Below are 15,848 nucleotides of genomic sequence, written 5' to 3' on the forward strand. Positions count from 1 at the left end.
CGCATGGCGAAAGCATGGACCCGCGACGGGCTGCGCGCTATGGCGCTCCTTTCTCCGGCCTATCTCTGGCTGACGGCGGCGGTGTTTCTGCCGCTGTCAGCCATGCTCTTTTACAGCCTGCTTTCGGATGTGCCCTTCGGGGGCGCGGAATGGCGCATAACGCTCGACAACTACCGGGCTTTTTTCGAAACCGGCACATACGCTGCGCTTTTATGGAAATCGATCCGCCTCGGCCTGACGGTGACGGTCGTGTGCATTCTGATCGGCTTTCCCTGCGCCTATGTGCTTGCCAAGACCATCCGCGGCCGTTCTCGCGAGGCGTTGTTCCTGCTCATCATCCTGCCCTTCTGGTCGAACTCGCTCGTCCGCATCTTCTCATGGGCGATCGTGTTGAGGGGAAACGGCGTTCTCGAACTTGCCGTCAACGCCGTCCTGCCTTTCGACATCCGGCTCAACCTGATGTTTACGCAGACCGCCGTCGTCATCGGACTGGTCCATTCCTATCTGCCGTACGTCATTTTGACGACCTATCTGGCGTTACAGGCGATCGACGACACGCTGATCGACGCCGCCCGTTCTATGGGGGCCGGCAAGCTGACGATCCTGAGGAGGCTGATCCTGCCCCTGTCCCTTCCCGGATTGCTCGCCGGCGCGGTTCTCGTCTTCGTGCCGGTCGTCGGCGCATTCATGGAGCCGCGCATTCTCGGCGGCCGTTTCGGCACCTACTATGGCACAGTGATCGAGGACCAGTTCGTCGCGGTTTTCAACTGGCCGCTCGGCGCGGCGCTTTCCTTCATCCTGCTCGCCGTGGTGCTACTCATACTGGCCTTGTCGAGCCCGATCCTCAGGAGGTCGCGGGCATGAGCGGCAATTGGCTTGCGCGGGCGGGCAAGATCTGGCTCGTCCTGATCCTGATTTTCCTCTATGCGCCGATCTTCATCATGGGCGCGATGTCCTTCAACGCCTCGCCTTTCTACCAGTTGCCATTTGAATTCTCGCTGAACTGGTATGCGGCCCTCTCCGAGAACGACGCAATTCGGACCGCCGCGATCCGGTCCGTCGGCATTGCGCTCGCCACGATGGTGATCGCGACCGCGCTCGGCACGGCGGCCTCGCTCGCATTCTTCCGATACGAATTTCGCGGCAAATTTATCCTGCAGACGCTGCTGTTCCCGCCGATCGCCATTCCCTGGCTGATTACCGGCACGGCAATGCTGATCTTCTTCTTCGGCATTGGTCTGGGCCGCGGCACGCCGTCGGTGCTGGTCGGGCATGTGGCGTTGGCTCTGCCCTATGTCATCGTCGTAGTGAGCGCGCGGCTCGCCACCTTCGACCGGACGCTGGAGGAGGCTGCCCGTTCGCTCGGTGCCGGGGCGTGGACAGTCACGCGGCGGGTCACCCTGCCATGGATCATGCCGGGGGTCGTCGCCGGCGCGCTGTTCGCCTTCGCGGTGAGCTTCGACCAGTTCGTCGTCTCCTATTTCCTGTCCGAGCCCGGCGACGCAACGCTTCCGGTGCTGATCTATACGTCGATCCGCAAGGGCTTCACGCCGGAGATCAACGCGGTCTCCACCATCATCATAATAATATCCATGGCGGTGATGCTCGTCGCCGCCCGCTTTTCCAATTTCGGGGGAGACCGCTGATGGCGGAGGTTTCGGTCGAGAATATCACGAAGACCTTCGGCGCGACAAAGGCGCTCGATTCGGTGTCGATGGATTTTCCGAATGGCGGGTTCTTCGCGCTACTCGGGCCGTCGGGAAGCGGCAAGACGACCCTGTTGCGCGTTATCGCCGGCTTCATTCTCGCCGACAAAGGGCATATCCGGATCGGCGGCGAGCCGGTGGAGCGCGTGCCGGTCGAAAGACGCGATATCGGCATGATGTTCCAGAACTACGCGCTCTTTCCCAACATGACGGTCGCCGACAATGTCGGATTCGGGCTGCGGGTGCGCAAAGTTGGAGCTGCAGAAGAGAAACGCCGCATCGCCGAAGCGCTGGAACTGGTGCAGATGGGTTCTCTCCGCGACCGCAAGCCGCACGAGCTCTCCGGCGGCCAACGGCAGCGCGTGGCGCTCGCCCGCGCCTTCGTCACCAATCCGCGCGTACTGCTCCTCGACGAACCGCTCTCGGCGCTCGACAAGGCGCTGCGCGTCGATATGCAGATCGAACTCAAGCGCATCCAGCGCGAGATCGGCATCACGACAATCTTCGTCACCCATGATCAGGAAGAGGCGCTGACGCTTTCCGACAAGATCGGCATCCTCCGCAATGGCCGCATGGTGCAGGCGGGCGCGCCGCGCGACGTCTACAATACGCCGGACAGCGTCTTCGTCGCAGAATTCCTGGGCGACGCCAACATCATTTCCGGAAAGGTGGAAGACGGCGCGCTCCGCATCGCCGGCGGCCACGCCATACGCATTCCAAAGGGCGCAGAGGACGCGAACACATTCGCCATCCGCTCCGAGGACATGGCGATCTCGCTTGAGGAACCGACCGGCGGAGACACAAACCGGATCCGCGCCGACCTGGTGCAGCGGGTCTTCGCCGGCGCCATGGCGACATGCATCGTCGAGATCGAGGACCGACGCATGAAAGTCATCGCGCGCGAACGCGACCTGCCTGCATTGCCGGACGAAGGTCCGGTCTGGCTGAGCTGGGAAACCGATCGGCTCAAGCCGGTGAAGGACGAATAGCAGCGACGCGTTATCGCCGGGTTCCGAATGGGAATTCAGTCACATTTGACCCGATTGCAATCACCAAAGACCCCGGACTTGAAATCAGCCGCTACTGTGATTACAAAGTAATTACATCAGGAGACTTGAGCATGAAGATCAATCTCGTATCCATCGGCAACTCGAAAGGAGTTCGCATCCCGGCGTCGATCGTCAAGGAATGTGGGCTTGGCGACGAGTTGGAAATGCGTGTGGAGGACGGTGTTATCATGCTTGCGCCGGTGCGAAGCCTGCGTGAAGGCTGGGCTGAATCCTTCAAGAAAATGGCGACGAACGGCGATGACGCCGCCCTCCTCGATGATGCACTTGAAAACGAATTCGACGCAGAAGACTGGACGTGGTGAAGCCGGTCCGGCAGTACGAGATTCATCTGGTCAATCTTGATCCGACGCAAGGATCGGAAATTCGCAAGACACGTCCATGCGTCGTTGTCTCACCCGATGAAATGAACCGCTATCTGCGAACCGTCATCATTGCGCCCCTGACTTCCACACAGAAGGACTATCCGTCCCGGGTCAATATCACCTTTCAGCGAAAAAAAGGCCAGGTCGTCCTCGATCAGATCAGGACCGTCGACAAGTCCCGCCTTACGAAGCGCCTTGGAACGTTGACGGACGCCCGCGCAAAGGATGTGGCAAGTCTATTGCAGGAAATGTTCGCCTACGGCTTTTGACGGAACACAGCCGCTCGGTTCGCGTTCCCGCTTCAGTTACCGAAGTGACGTAAATTTGGTACAATCAAGATGAACGACAACGACAATCAAGGAGGAGACGATGAAGGTATTTCAATGCGGAACGCTTGTTCCCGGCTGCAGCTGGCAAACCTCCGCCGAAGATGAGGCCGAGGTTGTTCACCGCGCTGTTGCGCACCTGAAGGCCGCGCACTCCGAAGGCGTTGTGCGCGAGACCATGGTGGAAAACATCAAGCAGCGCATCAGGCAGTCCGAAACGACCTCCTGACGACCAATTTTGAGATAGTGAATCCGGACACGTCTTCAGAGGAAGCCTCGGAGCGGCGTGCCCGGAGACATGAACTCAGCCAGCTTCCGTCCCGTACATCGCCAGGAATTCGGCCGTGGGCGGGATCGGCTTGATGATATCGATCAGGACGCCATTCGGATCCTGCGTTATGAAATGCCGCTGCCCGAACGGTTCGTCCCTGAGATCGAGGAGCATTTCCAGTCCATCCGACTTCATTTGGGCATAGACGGCGTCGACATCGTCCACTTCGAAATTGAGCAATACGCCCGACGCCCGGCCCCGTCCGGAAGCCGGGATCGTTTCGTGATCGCCTTGCAGTATCGCCAGGTTGACGGCGTCATCCTCGCTCGACTGGAGATGGATGTACCAGTCGCTGTCGAAGACGGGCCGGAGCCGCAGATGCGTCCGGTAGAACTCGGCGGTTCCCGCGACGTCGTCCGTCATGAGAACCGGATAGTACTGGTTGGATTTCACGGCTTTCCTCGCTTTCGCAAAAAGAATACAGTCTGTATGTATATTTGAATTAACATACAGGCTGCATGTATGCAAGAGCTTCCGACCCCTCGCACGAACCGCGAGCGCACCGAGACGACCACCTCCGCCCTGATCGCTGCGGCGAGAGATCTGTTTCTGTCAAAGGGATATGCCGGCACGGGAACGCCGGAGATCGTGAAAAAGGCGGGCGTCACGCGCGGCGCGCTTTATCACCACTTTGAGGACAAGAAGGCATTGTTCGCCGCGGTGGTCGAGGCGGAGCTTTCAGCGGTCGCCGATCAGATCGAACGCGCAACGCCCGAAGCGGCGGTGCCCTTTGACGCCCTCGTCGAAGGGGGACACGCTTTCTTCGATGCAATGGCCGTGGAGGCAAGAACCCGTCTGATCCTGATTGAGGCGCCGGCGGTTCTCGGCTGGGAGAAGTTGCGCGACATGGACCGCAAACATGGGGGCCGAACCCTGCATGAGGGCCTCGACGCAGCAATGAAAGAAGGCGTCATCGCAAAGTTGCCGCTCGAAACGCTGGCGACCATGCTGTCGGCGCTCTTCGACCGCGGCGCGCTGGCCATCGAAAGCGGCGCAAACCCCGGCGAGGTTCAGCAGGTAATCGCGGCGATTTTCGATGGACTGAGAAGCTGACTCAGGCCACTTTGTCTTCCCGATCAAGATATCGGCGCAGGGCGTCGCTCACGACTGTATTGAGATTTAGCCCGCGCCGTACGGCAAAGAGCATGGCGCGGCGATGCAAGTCACGTCCGGGACGCACATTGAAACTGCCCTTCAGCGGCATATCGGGTTTGCGTCCTTCCGCTTCACACAGCGCCAGATAATCATCCACCGCCTCCCTGAAGGAAGCCTTCAGGCCTTTCGCATCTACGCCTTCATAGGTCACCAGATCGCGAATGAACTCCAGTCGACCGTGAAAAACTTCATCCTCGTCGCTGAATTCGACAGAGCCGAGATAGCCCTTGTATTCCAGCATCGTACTCATATCAGCTTTTCCTCAGACAGCACGCGCAGCACTTCATCGATAACGTACATTTTGACGATGTTGCCCGGGTGAGGTTTGTGCAACGCGATTACCGGCGCCGTGTCGTGAATAAACCGCCGACGGGAGCCCCCCGTCTTTCCTGCCTGGGCCTCACTGTATCCGACATCCCGAAGCAAGCGCACCAATTCTTCCCATGTGAAGTCCTTAGGTCTGCCCTTCAGCCGACCGACCAGCTTTTCCCGCCGACTCATATCGCCCCTTGTCTGCACGGTCATTACAGACCTGCAATATGGGATCAAACCAACGGAATTGCAACTAAAAACAGTTGCACGTGATGATGGACAAGTAACTGTCCAATTCACTGCTCTTCAGCAAGCTCGAGGGCATAGTGTCTGAAGGACCATCAAGCGGCTTCCTTTCCTGCAACTCTCCGCTTATGGTCTGCAAAGTTTCAACCGACCCTGCGAACCGATGTTCTGGAAAAGCAGCCCCCCTCTCGATAAAGACGATCTTGAGTGGCAGCTCGAATGCTGGGGCTGGCTTCTGTCCAATTTTGGCGGATTGGAAGCTCTCGAAGACACACCGATGATCCTGCCCACGGGCGCCTTTTTCGCGCCGTCAGAAAGCCAGGGGCATGATCGCGCGCAGGTTCTGTTTGAGACCATCGCTCGCTACATGTCCGTCGATCCAGGCGAGTTCGATCTTGTCCCTCAGGATGAATCGATTGATCCCAAGCTCGGCGACCTTGCGATCGTGCAGAACGCCCCGTCGTCGCCCGCCGGCACGTTTCAATTCGGTGCGGACCAGCGGTTGCGCGTCACCTACGACCCGGAAAGCGTCGAAAGGCCGATGGAACTCATCGCCACGCTTGCGCACGAAATCTGTCACGCAATTCTATTCACCACCGACGACGAACCACCGGGCGGCGGCGATTGTGAGGAGTTCGCGACCGATCTGGCCGTGACGTTTTTCGGTTTCGGAGTTTTCGCCGCCAACAGCGCTTTCGAGTTCCGGCAATTTTCCGACGGTGTGACGCAGGGGTGGTCGACGCGGCGCCAGGGCTATCTGACGGAGGCGGAGTGGGGCTTTTCTCTCGCTACTTTTCTCAGCCTGAAGGAAGAAGGCGTGGAGACGGCCCTCAAATATCTCAAGCCGGCCCTCGCAACCCACCTGAAGAAATCGTTGAACTATCTCAACAGCAATCCGGATCTCCTGGCTCCCCTCAAGAGCGGTCACGGAAACGAAGCGTCAGCCGGCCTGTAAGCCGGGTTTTGTATGGCAACGCCATGGATATGGAATTGCGTGGCAACCATTCCTCTGGGACAGGATTTGCATCCTGCCTCTAGCGACCAACCCGGGCGACGACCCGGAAACGGGCCCGGACTTGCGTCCTCGCCACCCCTATTCGGTCTTGCTCCCGGTGGGGTTTGCAATGCCGTTCCTGTTGCCAGCAACGCGGTGGGCCCTTACCCCACCCTTTCACCCTTACCCCGCCGGTATTCAGGTCCGCGACAGGACCGGAATACAGGCGGGGCGGTTTACTTTCTGTGGCACTTTCCCTGGGGTCGCCCCCGCCGGATGTTATCCGGCACCGTGTTTCCGTGGAGCCCGGACTTTCCTCACCGCGGACCGAAGTCCGAAGCGCGGTTGCCCGGCCGGCTGACGGCTTCCTGATAGCCGAGACTGCATTGCTTGACCAGTCCCGGCGTCAGGCGCCGCGGTTAAGGGATATCAGCCGAGGATATTCTTCACCTTGGAGCAGTAGCCGGCGGAAATCTTGTTCATCCGCTTGGCGGCGTGTCCGGCGTTGTAGCGCAGGATGGTGCCGCAGGTGTCTCCACCGGACAGCTTGTGCGCGCCGCCGAGATATTTCATGCCGTATTTCAGGTTGGTGTCCGGATCATAAAGACCGGACTTCGAACCCTTGTAGCCCATGCCGCGCGCGGTCTGGAGCTTGATCTGCATCAGGCCGATCTCGCCGGCGCGGCCACGGGCCTTCGCGTTGAAATTGCTCTCAACCTTCACCACGGCGTGCGCAAGATCGACAGGAACGCCTTCGCGCCTTGCATGCGCCCTGATCATATTGCTGTAATTGCTGTTGAACTTCTTGGTTTCTTCAGTCTTCGGCTGAAGCGCATTGTTCAATGCTTTTCCAATAGATGAGAGAGTAAGGGTATTCTTCTCTTCCTTCTTGGCGTCTCCGGCATAGGCGGCGCTTCCCATAGTCACCGCCAGAACACAACAAACCGCTGACGCGAGCACTCGGTACTTTTTCATTCATGACTCCAGATCAAAAGTCGGAAATCCGGGTCCCTCCAGCAACCGGTTTCCAGACAGTAAAAAAAGCCGCCAACGCAAAACCCTATGGCGGCTGCAGGTTTGAGCAGGTGGTTCTAGTGGAGAATTTCCGGGAATGGTGGCGGCGCGTTCAACTTGTGTTACACGCAGTAAGCGGACTTGCAGTTTGGCGCGGATTCCATGCTTATTTCGCCATGGACGGCAGCGCTGCAGTCAGCCGGTAGAGGGTTTCGATGGTCGCCGCGTCCGCCACGCCATCGACCTTCGACGGTCGGAAATGCTGTTGAAACGCATAAACGACGGCGCGCAGGTCATCGTCAAATTCGCCTGTAACTTCAGCATTATAGCCGTAAAATGACAGCATCGCCTGCAGCGCCTCGACAGGCTGACCCCGGTCGCCCGCCTGCAGAAAGCGTCCGCCGACTGCCTGCGACGGATCGACCCAATGCCCTACTCCTGCGTCGAAAAGTGAACTCCAGGGGAATTTTTCCCCCGGATCGACCTTTCTGCCGGGCGCGACATCGCTGTGACCAAGGACACGATCAGCCGGGATCGCCCACTTTGCGACACATTTACGACAAAGTTCGATAACCGAACGAATTTGTTCCTTGGAAAAATCCGGATAATCGTAGGCGTGCCCCGGATTGGCGATCTCGATTCCGATCGATCGCGAGTTGATATCCGTCTCGCCGCGCCAGAAGCTCCTGCCCGCGTGCCAGGCCCTTTTATTCTCCGCAACCATCTGGATGATACGGCCGTCTTCGTGCACCAGATAGTGAGACGACACCTGCGATTCCGGATTGCACAGCCAGGCTTGCGCCTTTTCCGTCGATTCCATGCCGGTATAGTGAAGGATGACCGTGTCCACGGATTTTCCGTGCGCCCTTTCTCCGAAATTCGGAGACGGACAGACCTCGGCGTCCGCAAAATCCGCCGCAAATGAAACCCCGTGAGCAGCCGTCATGCGGCCTTGCGCTCCTTCTCGATATCCGCGAAAGCCACGTTGAGCGCGCTCATCCGGTCATTGGCGATCGCCAGGAACTCTTCCGGAACGCCGCGCGCCGTCAGCCGGTCCGGATGGCTTTCAGCCGCCAGTCGTCGATAGCGTCGCCGGATCTCCTCGAACGGCGTATCCCGTGTTACACCCAGAACCGCGTAGGGATCCCTCACGGAAGCATAGCTGTGACGCGCGACGATCTGTTCGAAGCGATCTTCGTCGATCTGAAAAATATCCGCAATGCGTGCCAGAAAGGCCAGTTCCTTCTCGTGAATGACGCCGTCTGCCTTGGCGATGTGGAACAGTCCGTCGAGAATGTCTTCGAGAACAAGGCAGTTGGCTTCGCCTGTTCCGCACAGGCTCGCCATCCTGGCGGCGTAGGTCTCGTAGCCGGCGATATCCTGCTTGGCGAGATTGTAGAGCCTGGAGACGTTGCGCGATTCGCTTTCGGAAATCTCGAAAATGTCCTGGAACGCGATCACCTCGTCGGGCGTAACCACCCCGTCGGCTTTCGCCATTTTGGCCGAAAGCGCAATCATCGCGATCGAAAACGCCACGCGCCGCCGGGTTTCGGGATCACCCTCTAGCGCCGTGCGCACAATTTCGATTACTCCGGACAACGCGCCGGACGTAGCGTTGCCGATCAGGTCGCCAAGTTTCGAAAAGATGGACATATCCGCTGTTTAGACGATTTCGCACTGCAATGCGAGTGTCGCACAACGCACACGCGCAATTGCCTCGGCAAGCGCCGGCGGTTATGCACGGGGCGAGGCAATCATTCATCCTCTCGATGGCTGCGAAAGGACAAGCGACATGGTGGGCAAGTGGGAATTCTGGATAGACCGCGGCGGCACATTCACCGACGTCATCGGACGGTCGCCGGATGGAAGCCTGATCCAGAAGAAGCTCCTGTCGGAGAACCCGCAAGCCTATCGGGACGCCGCCATCAAGGGCATCCGTGACCTCATCGGCGTCGGCGCTGACGATCACATTCCCTCCGGCGTGATCGGCGACGTGAAAATGGGCACGACCGTCGCCACCAATGCGCTGCTGGAGCGCAAGGGCGATCGTACGCTACTCGTCATCACGAAAGGCTTTCGCGACGCTCTGCGCATCGCCTACCAGGCGCGGCCGGACATTTTCGCCAAGGAAATCATCCTGCCGGAACAACTTTACGATCAGGTCGTCGAGATCGCCGAACGGGTGCGCGCCGACGGCGCCGTCGAGGCGGCGCCGGACGCAGCGGCGATCCGGCCCGAACTCGAAAAGGCCTACCGAGACGGCATCGACGCGGTCGCCATCGTCTTCATGCATTCCTGGAACTATCCGGACCATGAACGGACCGTCGCCGAAATTGCCCGCGAGATCGGCTTTTCGCAGGTTTCCGTGAGCCACGAGGTCTCGCCACTCGCCAAGCTCGTTGGACGCGGCGACACGACGGTGGTCGACGCCTACCTTTCGCCCATCCTGCGGCGTTACGTCAACGAGGTCGCAAGCGAACTCGGCGCCGGCGAAGCGGGCGCCGAGGACACCCCGACCCTGAAGTTCATGATGTCCTCGGGCGGCCTGACAACCGCGAAGCTGTTTCAGGGAAAAGACGCCATCCTTTCCGGCCCGGCCGGCGGCGTCGTCGGCATGGTCGAGACAGCGGCGCTGGCCGGCTTCGAACGCGTCATCGGCTTCGACATGGGCGGCACCTCGACGGATGTCGCGCACTATAACGGCCGTTACGAGCGCGCCTTCGACACCGAAGTGGCGGGGGTGCGCATCCGCGCCCCGATGATGGATATCCACACCGTGGCCGCCGGCGGCGGCTCGGTGCTTCACTATGAGTCCGGCCGGTTCCAGGCGGGACCCGATTCCGCGGGCGCCGATCCGGGCCCGGCCTGCTACCGTCGCGGCGGACCGCTGGCGGTGACGGACGCCAATGTCATGCTCGGCAAGCTGCAGCCGGATTTCTTCCCCGCGATCTTCGGTCCGGACCAGGACCAGCCCCTCGACAGCAACGTCGTGGCCAGCCGTTTCGCCGAACTGGCGCAAAGCATCGGCGACGGCAAGACGCCGGAGGAAATTGCCGAGGGCTTCATCACGATCGCGGTGGAAAACATGGCGAACGCCATCAAGAAGATCTCCGTGCAGCGCGGCTATGACGTGACGAAGTACCTGCTCAACTGCTTCGGCGGCGCCGGCGGACAGCACGCCTGCCTTGTCGCCGACGCGCTGGGCATGGAGGCAATTCTCATTCACCCTTTCTCGGGCCTGCTTTCCGCCTACGGCATAGGACTCGCAAGCCTCTTTTCCACGCGCCAGCAGGCGCTGGTCAAACCGCTGGACGAAAGTTCCGTCGCCGATGTGGAGGCGCTTGTCGAACGCCTGTCCGGGGAAACCGCCGAAGAGTTGCGCGCGCAGGGCGTCGCCGATCAGGACATGCGCTGGCGGCCGCAATTGCATCTGCGCTACGACGGAACGGACACCGCCCTGCCCGTCGATTTTACGAGCCGTTCCTTCTCGGATGCGCGCAGCGCTTTCGAAACCGCCCACAAGGCGCAATTCGGGTTCATCTACGACGCCAAGCCCGTGGTGGTGGAAGCCGTCGCGGTGGAAGCGACCGAAACACGCGGCCCGAGCGCAGCAGAGACCGGACAGGAACTGGCGCTGCGCGACATCGCGTCAGACCGTGTCCGGCCGGTCTTCTCCGGCGGCAAGTGGCATGACGCCGCCATCGTCCGGCACGACGAGCTGTCTCCCGGCGCTCGGCTCAGCGGGCCAGCCCTCATCATAGAGAAAAACCAGACGATCGTCGTCGAGCCCGGCTGGCAGGCCGAAATCAACGCCTGCAATCATGTCGTCATGCGCCGCCGCGAAAAGAAGCAGCGGCAGCAGGCGATCGGCACGAGACAGGCCGATCCGATCCTGCTCGAAGTCTTCAACAACCTCTTCATGTCGATCGCCGAGCAGATGGGCGTGACGCTGCAGAACACCGCCCATTCCGTCAACATCAAGGAGCGGCTCGACTTCTCCTGCGCGGTCTTCGACAGCAGCGGAGCGCTGGTCGCCAATGCGCCGCACATGCCGGTCCATCTCGGCTCCATGGACCGTTCGGTCGAAACCGTCATCCGGCTGAACAAGGGAAAGATCAGGCCGGGCGACGTCTTTGCGCTCAACGCGCCCTACAATGGCGGCACCCACCTGCCCGATATCACCGTGGTGACGCCGCTCTTCGACAAGGCTGGCGAAGAAATCCTCTTCTATACCGCGTCGCGCGGCCACCATGCCGACATCGGCGGCACGGCGCCTGGTTCAATGACGCCGCTTGCGACGACCGTCGACGAGGAAGGCGTGCTGATCGACAATTTCCTGATCGTCGATCAGGGCCGCTTCCGCGAGAAGGAACTGGTCGACCTGTTGACCGACCACCCCTACCCCGCCCGCAACACGTTCCAGAACGTCGCGGACCTGAAAGCCCAGATCGCGGCGAACGAAAAGGGGATCGCCGAACTGCACAGGATGGTCGCCGATTTCGGCCTCGACGTCGTTCAGGCCTATATGGGCCACGTCCAGGACAACGCCGCCGAGAGCGTGCGCGAAGTCATCGACGCGCTCTCCGACTGCGAATACGAATATCCGACCGACACCGGCCAGGTCATCAAGGTGAAGATCAGCGTCGATCGGGAAGAGCGCACGGCGACGGTCGACTTCACCGGCACGTCGCCGGTCATGAAGAACAATTTCAACGCGCCTGAGCCGGTCACGCGCGCCGCCGTGCTCTACTGTTTCCGGGTGATGGTCGAAGGCTCGATCCCGATGAACGCCGGCTGCCTGCGGCCGATCAACATCGTGCTGCCCGACGAATGCATGCTGAAGCCCTCCTGGCCGGCCGCTGTCGTCGCCGGCAACGTCGAAACATCGCAGCATGTCACCAACGCGATCTTCGGCGCGCTCGGCGCGCTCGCCAACAGCCAGGGCACGATGAACAATCTCACCTTCGGCAATGACCGCTACCAGTATTACGAGACAATCTGCTCCGGCTCTCCGGCTGGAAGAATGAACAACGGCCGCGGCTTTTCCGGAACTTCGGGCGTGCACGTCCACATGACCAATTCGCGGCTCACCGACCCGGAAATCCTGGAAATGCGCTTTCCCGTGCTTCTCGAGGATTTCCGCATCCGTGAGGGCTCCGGCGGCCGCGGCGCCTTCAAAGCCGGCGACGGCACCCGGCGCACAATCCGTTTCCTTGAAAAAATGGAGTGCGCGATCCTGTCGTCCCACCGCAACAGGCCACCACAGGGGATGGACGGCGGCGGCGACGGTCAGGTCGGCAAAACGGAGGTCCGTCGTCGCGACGGCACTGTCGAGGAACTGAAGGCCTGCGACCAGACGGAACTCGAGGTCGGCGAGGCGGTAATCCTGACGACGCCGACCTCGGGGGGATATGGGGAAGTATCATGACTGAGGACCGAATGCGCTGGATAATACAAATCAAGCAGCTTCGAGAAGAGCATGGCTTCAGCATATATGAGGCTGAGCGAATGGCGTTCGGCTCCGAAGAATGGTGGAGATGGACCGAGCGGCGGATAAACAGCGACAAACAATGCCGGAAAATGGCGCTGTTCCACATCAAACACCACGGAGAAAAATCACTCATCGTGGAAGAAGCCGGCAGGCTGAAAGTCAAGAAACCCGACTGAATACAGGAAGCGTTGCGAGAAGCAGGATGCGATATGTCATTGCGCTGGACACCACGCTTCGGTTGTGTCGCGAAAACTTGATCCCGCCAGCCAGTAAGCTGGTCGCGCCGGCTCTGTTGAGATCCCAGATGCTTTCGCAGCTCTACGCATCGGTTCGTCGCGGGGAAATCGATCGCAAAACCGCAAATCTCCAACTCGATCACTTGAGAACGCTGAAGGTTCGTCTTCTTGGCGACCGCGTTCTGCAGAAAGCCGCATGGGATATCGCCGCGCATTTTGATTGGAATGACACCTTCACCGCCGAGTACGTGGCGCTCACGAAGTTGCAAGCGGATGCTTTTATCACTCTGGACGATGATCTTGCCCGATCCCTGGACGGGATTGTGCCGCTGGCTCCGTTTGAAAGTTTAATGGACACGTAGACGGTCCCCAAAGCGACTTTGACGCCCACTTGATTGCTTTCTGGCGTCGGATACGCGCGTTTCACATCGATTCGTTCGTCAAAAACATTGCAATGTGTCCGGGCAATGGGTAGCGGCGACAGGCCGGAGCCGTCGGCATCGAGACCAACGATTCTCATTTGAAATTCAACATTTTCAATATCTTGCACTCATTCCACCCCACCGTCACCATTCTGTCACCGATATGTCATGTCGATGTCACCGCCCGGAGGTACCCGCTCGGAAATGACGGAATGCGGGGAATTGCAGCATGTCGGATATCGCCACGGAATCGGGTTTTGTACTTAGCGGCAATCGCCATCTGGGAAAGGCGCTTTACCAGAACAGGGCCTATACGAAGGAAGGATTGTCGGAGCGACTCTTCGCGCTGCTCTTTACCGGGCTCGTCTATCCGCAGATCTGGGAAGACCCGAAGGTCGACATGGAAGCCATGGCGCTGTCCGAAGGCCACCGGATCGTCACCATCGCGTCTGGCGGCTGCAATGTGCTCGCCTACCTCACCGCGCGACCGGAAAGCATTGACGTCGTCGATCTGAACAAGGCGCATATTGCGCTCAACCGCATGAAGCTCACCGCCATGCGGCGCCTGCCGGGCCACAGCGAGGTCCTGAGCTTCTTCGCCAGGGACAACCAGCGTGGCAACTCGGCCATCTACGACAGGCACGTCGCGCCGCATCTCGATCCGGCGTCGCGATCCTATTGGGAGCGGCGGACCATCAAGGGCCGTAGGCGCATCGAAGCCTTCAACGGCAACTTCTACAAGGGCGGCCTTCTGGGCTGGTTCATTGCAACCGGCCACCTGATCGCCCGTCTGCACGGCGTCGACCCGGCCGAAATCATGCAGTCCGGCAGCCTGCGCGAGCAGCGGCGGTTCTTTGACGACCGTCTCGCGCCGCTGTTCGAAAAGCCGCTCGTCAAATGGATGACAGGTCGCAAGGCGTCGCTGTTCGGCCTTGGCATTCCACCCGCGCAGTATGACGAACTGCTCGCCGGCGAAGACACCATGGCCGCAGTCCTGAAGACGCGGCTCGAGAAACTCGCCTGTCACTTCCCCCTGAACGAAAACTACTTCGCATGGCAGGCCTTCGCGCGCCGCTATCCGGAGCACGGCGCGGCGGAACTGCCGGCCTACCTACAGGAAGACCACTACGAGACGATCCGCGATCTGGCCGATAACGTCTCCGTCAATCATATCGGCTTCACCGATTTCCTCAGACACAAGCCCGCCGCGTCCCTCGACCGCTATGTGCTGCTCGACGCCCAGGACTGGATGAGCGACGCGCAACTCAACGAACTCTGGTCGGAAATCACGCGCACGGCCGACGCCGGCGCGCGCGTCATATTCCGCACCGCCGGCGCCCCGACCATTCTGCCGGGCCGCGTCGACGCCGCCATCCTCGACCAGTGGCGCTACCGCGAGACTGAATCCGAAACCTGTTGCCGCCGGGACCGGTCGGCGATCTATGGCGGCTTCCATCTTTACGAGAAGCGCGCCTCATGAGTTCGGCCGCCCATGCGGAGCTGATGGACGGGACCTATCGTCATCAGCGGCATATCTACGACCTGTCACGAAAATATTACCTGCTTGGCCGCGACCGGATGATCGAGGCGATGGAAATGCCCCGGGGCGCGGACGTTCTGGAGCTCGGATGCGGAACGGGCCGCAACCTTGCAGCCGTTGCGAAACGCTGGCCCAACGCCCGCCTGCACGGGCTGGACATCTCGTCCGAGATGCTGGCTTCGGCGCACAATACGGCGCGACGTTCAGGTCTGGAGATGAGGCTGGTGCAGGGCGACGCCTCCGGCTTCGAACCGGAAGCGCTGTTCGAAAAGCCCCGTTTCGACCGGGTTTTCATTTCCTATTCGCTGTCGATGATACCCGCCTGGGAAGAGACGATCGACGCCGCAATGGCTGCGCTGTCGCCGCAGGGCTCCCTGCACATTGTGGATTTCGGTCAGCAGGAACGGCTGCCGTCCCTCTTCCGATCCGCGCTTCACGCCTGGCTCGCGCGCTTCCACGTTAACCCGCGAGCAACCCTTTTCGATGTAGTACAGGGCAAGGCCGAAAAGGCCGGATTGAAGGCCAGAAGCGAACGGCTCTACCGCGGTTATACTTGGCACATGATTGTCTCGCAGGCTTGAATACGCCTTTTCACTGACGAGAATCTGCATTATTACTGCCAGAGCCGGTTATCGCCAACCGA

The 15,848-nt window shown here is 60.2% G+C and carries 20 protein-coding genes and 1 other RNA gene; 12 read left to right on the forward strand and 9 right to left on the reverse strand.

Going from position 1 to position 15,848, the window contains the following annotated elements; genetic code table 11:
• The first annotated feature begins 3 nt into the window (after nucleotides 1–3).
• The 6 genes from AAFN47_RS13100 to AAFN47_RS13125 all read left to right on the forward strand — a co-directional run bounded on the left by AAFN47_RS13100 (nucleotide 4) and on the right by AAFN47_RS13125 (nucleotide 3,693).
• Nucleotides 4–864 (forward strand): ABC transporter permease, encoded by an 861-nt coding sequence (locus tag AAFN47_RS13100; protein ID WP_499809683.1) that lies wholly within the window; start codon nucleotides 4–6, stop codon nucleotides 862–864.
• The gene (locus AAFN47_RS13105; protein ID WP_499809684.1) at nucleotides 861–1,646 is read left to right on the forward strand and encodes an ABC transporter permease; all 786 of its coding nucleotides are present in this window, start codon (nucleotides 861–863) and stop codon (nucleotides 1,644–1,646) included. Before AAFN47_RS13100 ends, AAFN47_RS13105 begins: the two co-directional genes overlap by 4 nt.
• Nucleotides 1,646–2,695, forward strand: a complete 1,050-nt coding sequence (locus AAFN47_RS13110) for an ABC transporter ATP-binding protein (protein ID WP_499809685.1) — start codon at nucleotides 1,646–1,648, stop codon at nucleotides 2,693–2,695. The genes AAFN47_RS13105 and AAFN47_RS13110 overlap by 1 nt, the downstream gene beginning before the upstream one ends.
• Before the next feature lie 131 nt (nucleotides 2,696–2,826).
• Nucleotides 2,827–3,078 carry an AbrB/MazE/SpoVT family DNA-binding domain-containing protein gene (locus AAFN47_RS13115; protein WP_499809686.1) on the forward strand — a complete coding sequence of 84 codons (252 nt, stop codon included), beginning with the start codon at nucleotides 2,827–2,829 and terminating at the stop codon, nucleotides 3,076–3,078.
• Nucleotides 3,072–3,407 (forward strand): type II toxin-antitoxin system PemK/MazF family toxin, encoded by a 336-nt coding sequence (locus AAFN47_RS13120; RefSeq protein ID WP_499809687.1) that lies wholly within the window; start codon nucleotides 3,072–3,074, stop codon nucleotides 3,405–3,407. Before AAFN47_RS13115 ends, AAFN47_RS13120 begins: the two co-directional genes overlap by 7 nt.
• Nucleotides 3,408–3,507: 100 nt before the next feature.
• Nucleotides 3,508–3,693: a DUF1059 domain-containing protein gene (locus AAFN47_RS13125; RefSeq protein ID WP_499809688.1), complete on the forward strand. Its 186-nt coding sequence runs from the start codon at nucleotides 3,508–3,510 to the stop codon at nucleotides 3,691–3,693.
• A gap of 75 nt (nucleotides 3,694–3,768) precedes the next feature.
• Here the strand turns inward: AAFN47_RS13125 and AAFN47_RS13130 are convergent, their stop codons facing one another.
• Complete coding sequence (locus AAFN47_RS13130; protein ID WP_499809689.1) at nucleotides 3,769–4,188, reverse strand: VOC family protein; 420 nt, start codon at nucleotides 4,186–4,188, stop codon at nucleotides 3,769–3,771.
• 69 nt (nucleotides 4,189–4,257) lie between these two features.
• On the opposite strand from AAFN47_RS13130, the gene AAFN47_RS13135 reads away from it, so the two are divergent.
• On the forward strand, nucleotides 4,258–4,848 hold the full coding sequence (locus tag AAFN47_RS13135) for a TetR/AcrR family transcriptional regulator (RefSeq protein WP_499809690.1): 591 nt from the start codon (nucleotides 4,258–4,260) through the stop codon (nucleotides 4,846–4,848).
• Between the two features lies 1 nt (nucleotide 4,849).
• Here the strand turns inward: AAFN47_RS13135 and AAFN47_RS13140 are convergent, their stop codons facing one another.
• The 8 genes from AAFN47_RS13140 to AAFN47_RS13175 all read right to left on the reverse strand — a co-directional run bounded on the left by AAFN47_RS13140 (nucleotide 4,850) and on the right by AAFN47_RS13175 (nucleotide 9,169).
• A complete protein-coding gene (locus AAFN47_RS13140; protein ID WP_499809691.1) occupies nucleotides 4,850–5,200 on the reverse strand; it encodes a type II toxin-antitoxin system HicB family antitoxin in 351 nt (116 codons plus the stop codon).
• Nucleotides 5,197–5,475: a type II toxin-antitoxin system HicA family toxin gene (locus tag AAFN47_RS13145; RefSeq protein WP_499809692.1), complete on the reverse strand. Its 279-nt coding sequence runs from the start codon at nucleotides 5,473–5,475 to the stop codon at nucleotides 5,197–5,199. The genes AAFN47_RS13140 and AAFN47_RS13145 overlap by 4 nt, the downstream gene beginning before the upstream one ends.
• A gap of 343 nt (nucleotides 5,476–5,818) precedes the next feature.
• Nucleotides 5,819–6,088 (reverse strand): hypothetical protein, encoded by a 270-nt coding sequence (locus AAFN47_RS13150; protein ID WP_499809693.1) that lies wholly within the window; start codon nucleotides 6,086–6,088, stop codon nucleotides 5,819–5,821.
• 6 nt (nucleotides 6,089–6,094) lie between these two features.
• Complete coding sequence (locus tag AAFN47_RS13155) at nucleotides 6,095–6,217, reverse strand: hypothetical protein (protein ID WP_499809694.1); 123 nt, start codon at nucleotides 6,215–6,217, stop codon at nucleotides 6,095–6,097.
• Nucleotides 6,218–6,444: 227 nt separating this feature from the next.
• An RNA gene (gene rnpB / locus AAFN47_RS13160) (RNase P RNA component class A) lies at nucleotides 6,445–6,863 on the reverse strand.
• Between the two features lie 68 nt (nucleotides 6,864–6,931).
• Nucleotides 6,932–7,477, reverse strand: a complete 546-nt coding sequence (locus tag AAFN47_RS13165) for a lytic transglycosylase domain-containing protein (protein ID WP_499809695.1) — start codon at nucleotides 7,475–7,477, stop codon at nucleotides 6,932–6,934.
• A 205-nt stretch (nucleotides 7,478–7,682) separates the two neighbouring features.
• Nucleotides 7,683–8,462 carry an N-acetylmuramoyl-L-alanine amidase gene (locus tag AAFN47_RS13170; RefSeq protein ID WP_499809696.1) on the reverse strand — a complete coding sequence of 260 codons (780 nt, stop codon included), beginning with the start codon at nucleotides 8,460–8,462 and terminating at the stop codon, nucleotides 7,683–7,685.
• On the reverse strand, nucleotides 8,459–9,169 hold the full coding sequence (locus AAFN47_RS13175; protein WP_499809697.1) for a TerB family tellurite resistance protein: 711 nt from the start codon (nucleotides 9,167–9,169) through the stop codon (nucleotides 8,459–8,461). The genes AAFN47_RS13170 and AAFN47_RS13175 overlap by 4 nt, the downstream gene beginning before the upstream one ends.
• 139 nt (nucleotides 9,170–9,308) lie before the next feature.
• Here AAFN47_RS13175 and AAFN47_RS13180 point away from each other — a divergent pair, with 139 nt between their 5' ends.
• The 5 genes from AAFN47_RS13180 to AAFN47_RS13200 all read left to right on the forward strand — a co-directional run bounded on the left by AAFN47_RS13180 (nucleotide 9,309) and on the right by AAFN47_RS13200 (nucleotide 15,786).
• A complete protein-coding gene (locus AAFN47_RS13180) occupies nucleotides 9,309–12,944 on the forward strand; it encodes a hydantoinase B/oxoprolinase family protein (RefSeq protein WP_499809698.1) in 3,636 nt (1,211 codons plus the stop codon).
• Nucleotides 12,941–13,183, forward strand: a complete 243-nt coding sequence (locus AAFN47_RS13185) for a hypothetical protein (protein ID WP_499809699.1) — start codon at nucleotides 12,941–12,943, stop codon at nucleotides 13,181–13,183. Before AAFN47_RS13180 ends, AAFN47_RS13185 begins: the two co-directional genes overlap by 4 nt.
• Nucleotides 13,184–13,209: 26 nt before the next feature.
• Nucleotides 13,210–13,605, forward strand: a complete 396-nt coding sequence (locus AAFN47_RS13190) for a hypothetical protein (RefSeq protein WP_499809700.1) — start codon at nucleotides 13,210–13,212, stop codon at nucleotides 13,603–13,605.
• Between the two features lie 289 nt (nucleotides 13,606–13,894).
• Nucleotides 13,895–15,145 (forward strand): BtaA family protein, encoded by a 1,251-nt coding sequence (locus AAFN47_RS13195; RefSeq protein ID WP_499809701.1) that lies wholly within the window; start codon nucleotides 13,895–13,897, stop codon nucleotides 15,143–15,145.
• Nucleotides 15,142–15,786, forward strand: coding sequence for a class I SAM-dependent methyltransferase (locus AAFN47_RS13200; RefSeq protein WP_499809702.1), 645 nt, complete (start codon nucleotides 15,142–15,144; stop codon nucleotides 15,784–15,786). The genes AAFN47_RS13195 and AAFN47_RS13200 overlap by 4 nt, the downstream gene beginning before the upstream one ends.
• The last annotated feature ends 62 nt before the right edge of the window (nucleotides 15,787–15,848 follow it).

The organism is Hoeflea sp. CAU 1731 (assembly GCF_039888615.1).
Classification (GTDB): Bacteria; Pseudomonadota; Alphaproteobacteria; order Rhizobiales; family Rhizobiaceae; genus Flavimaribacter.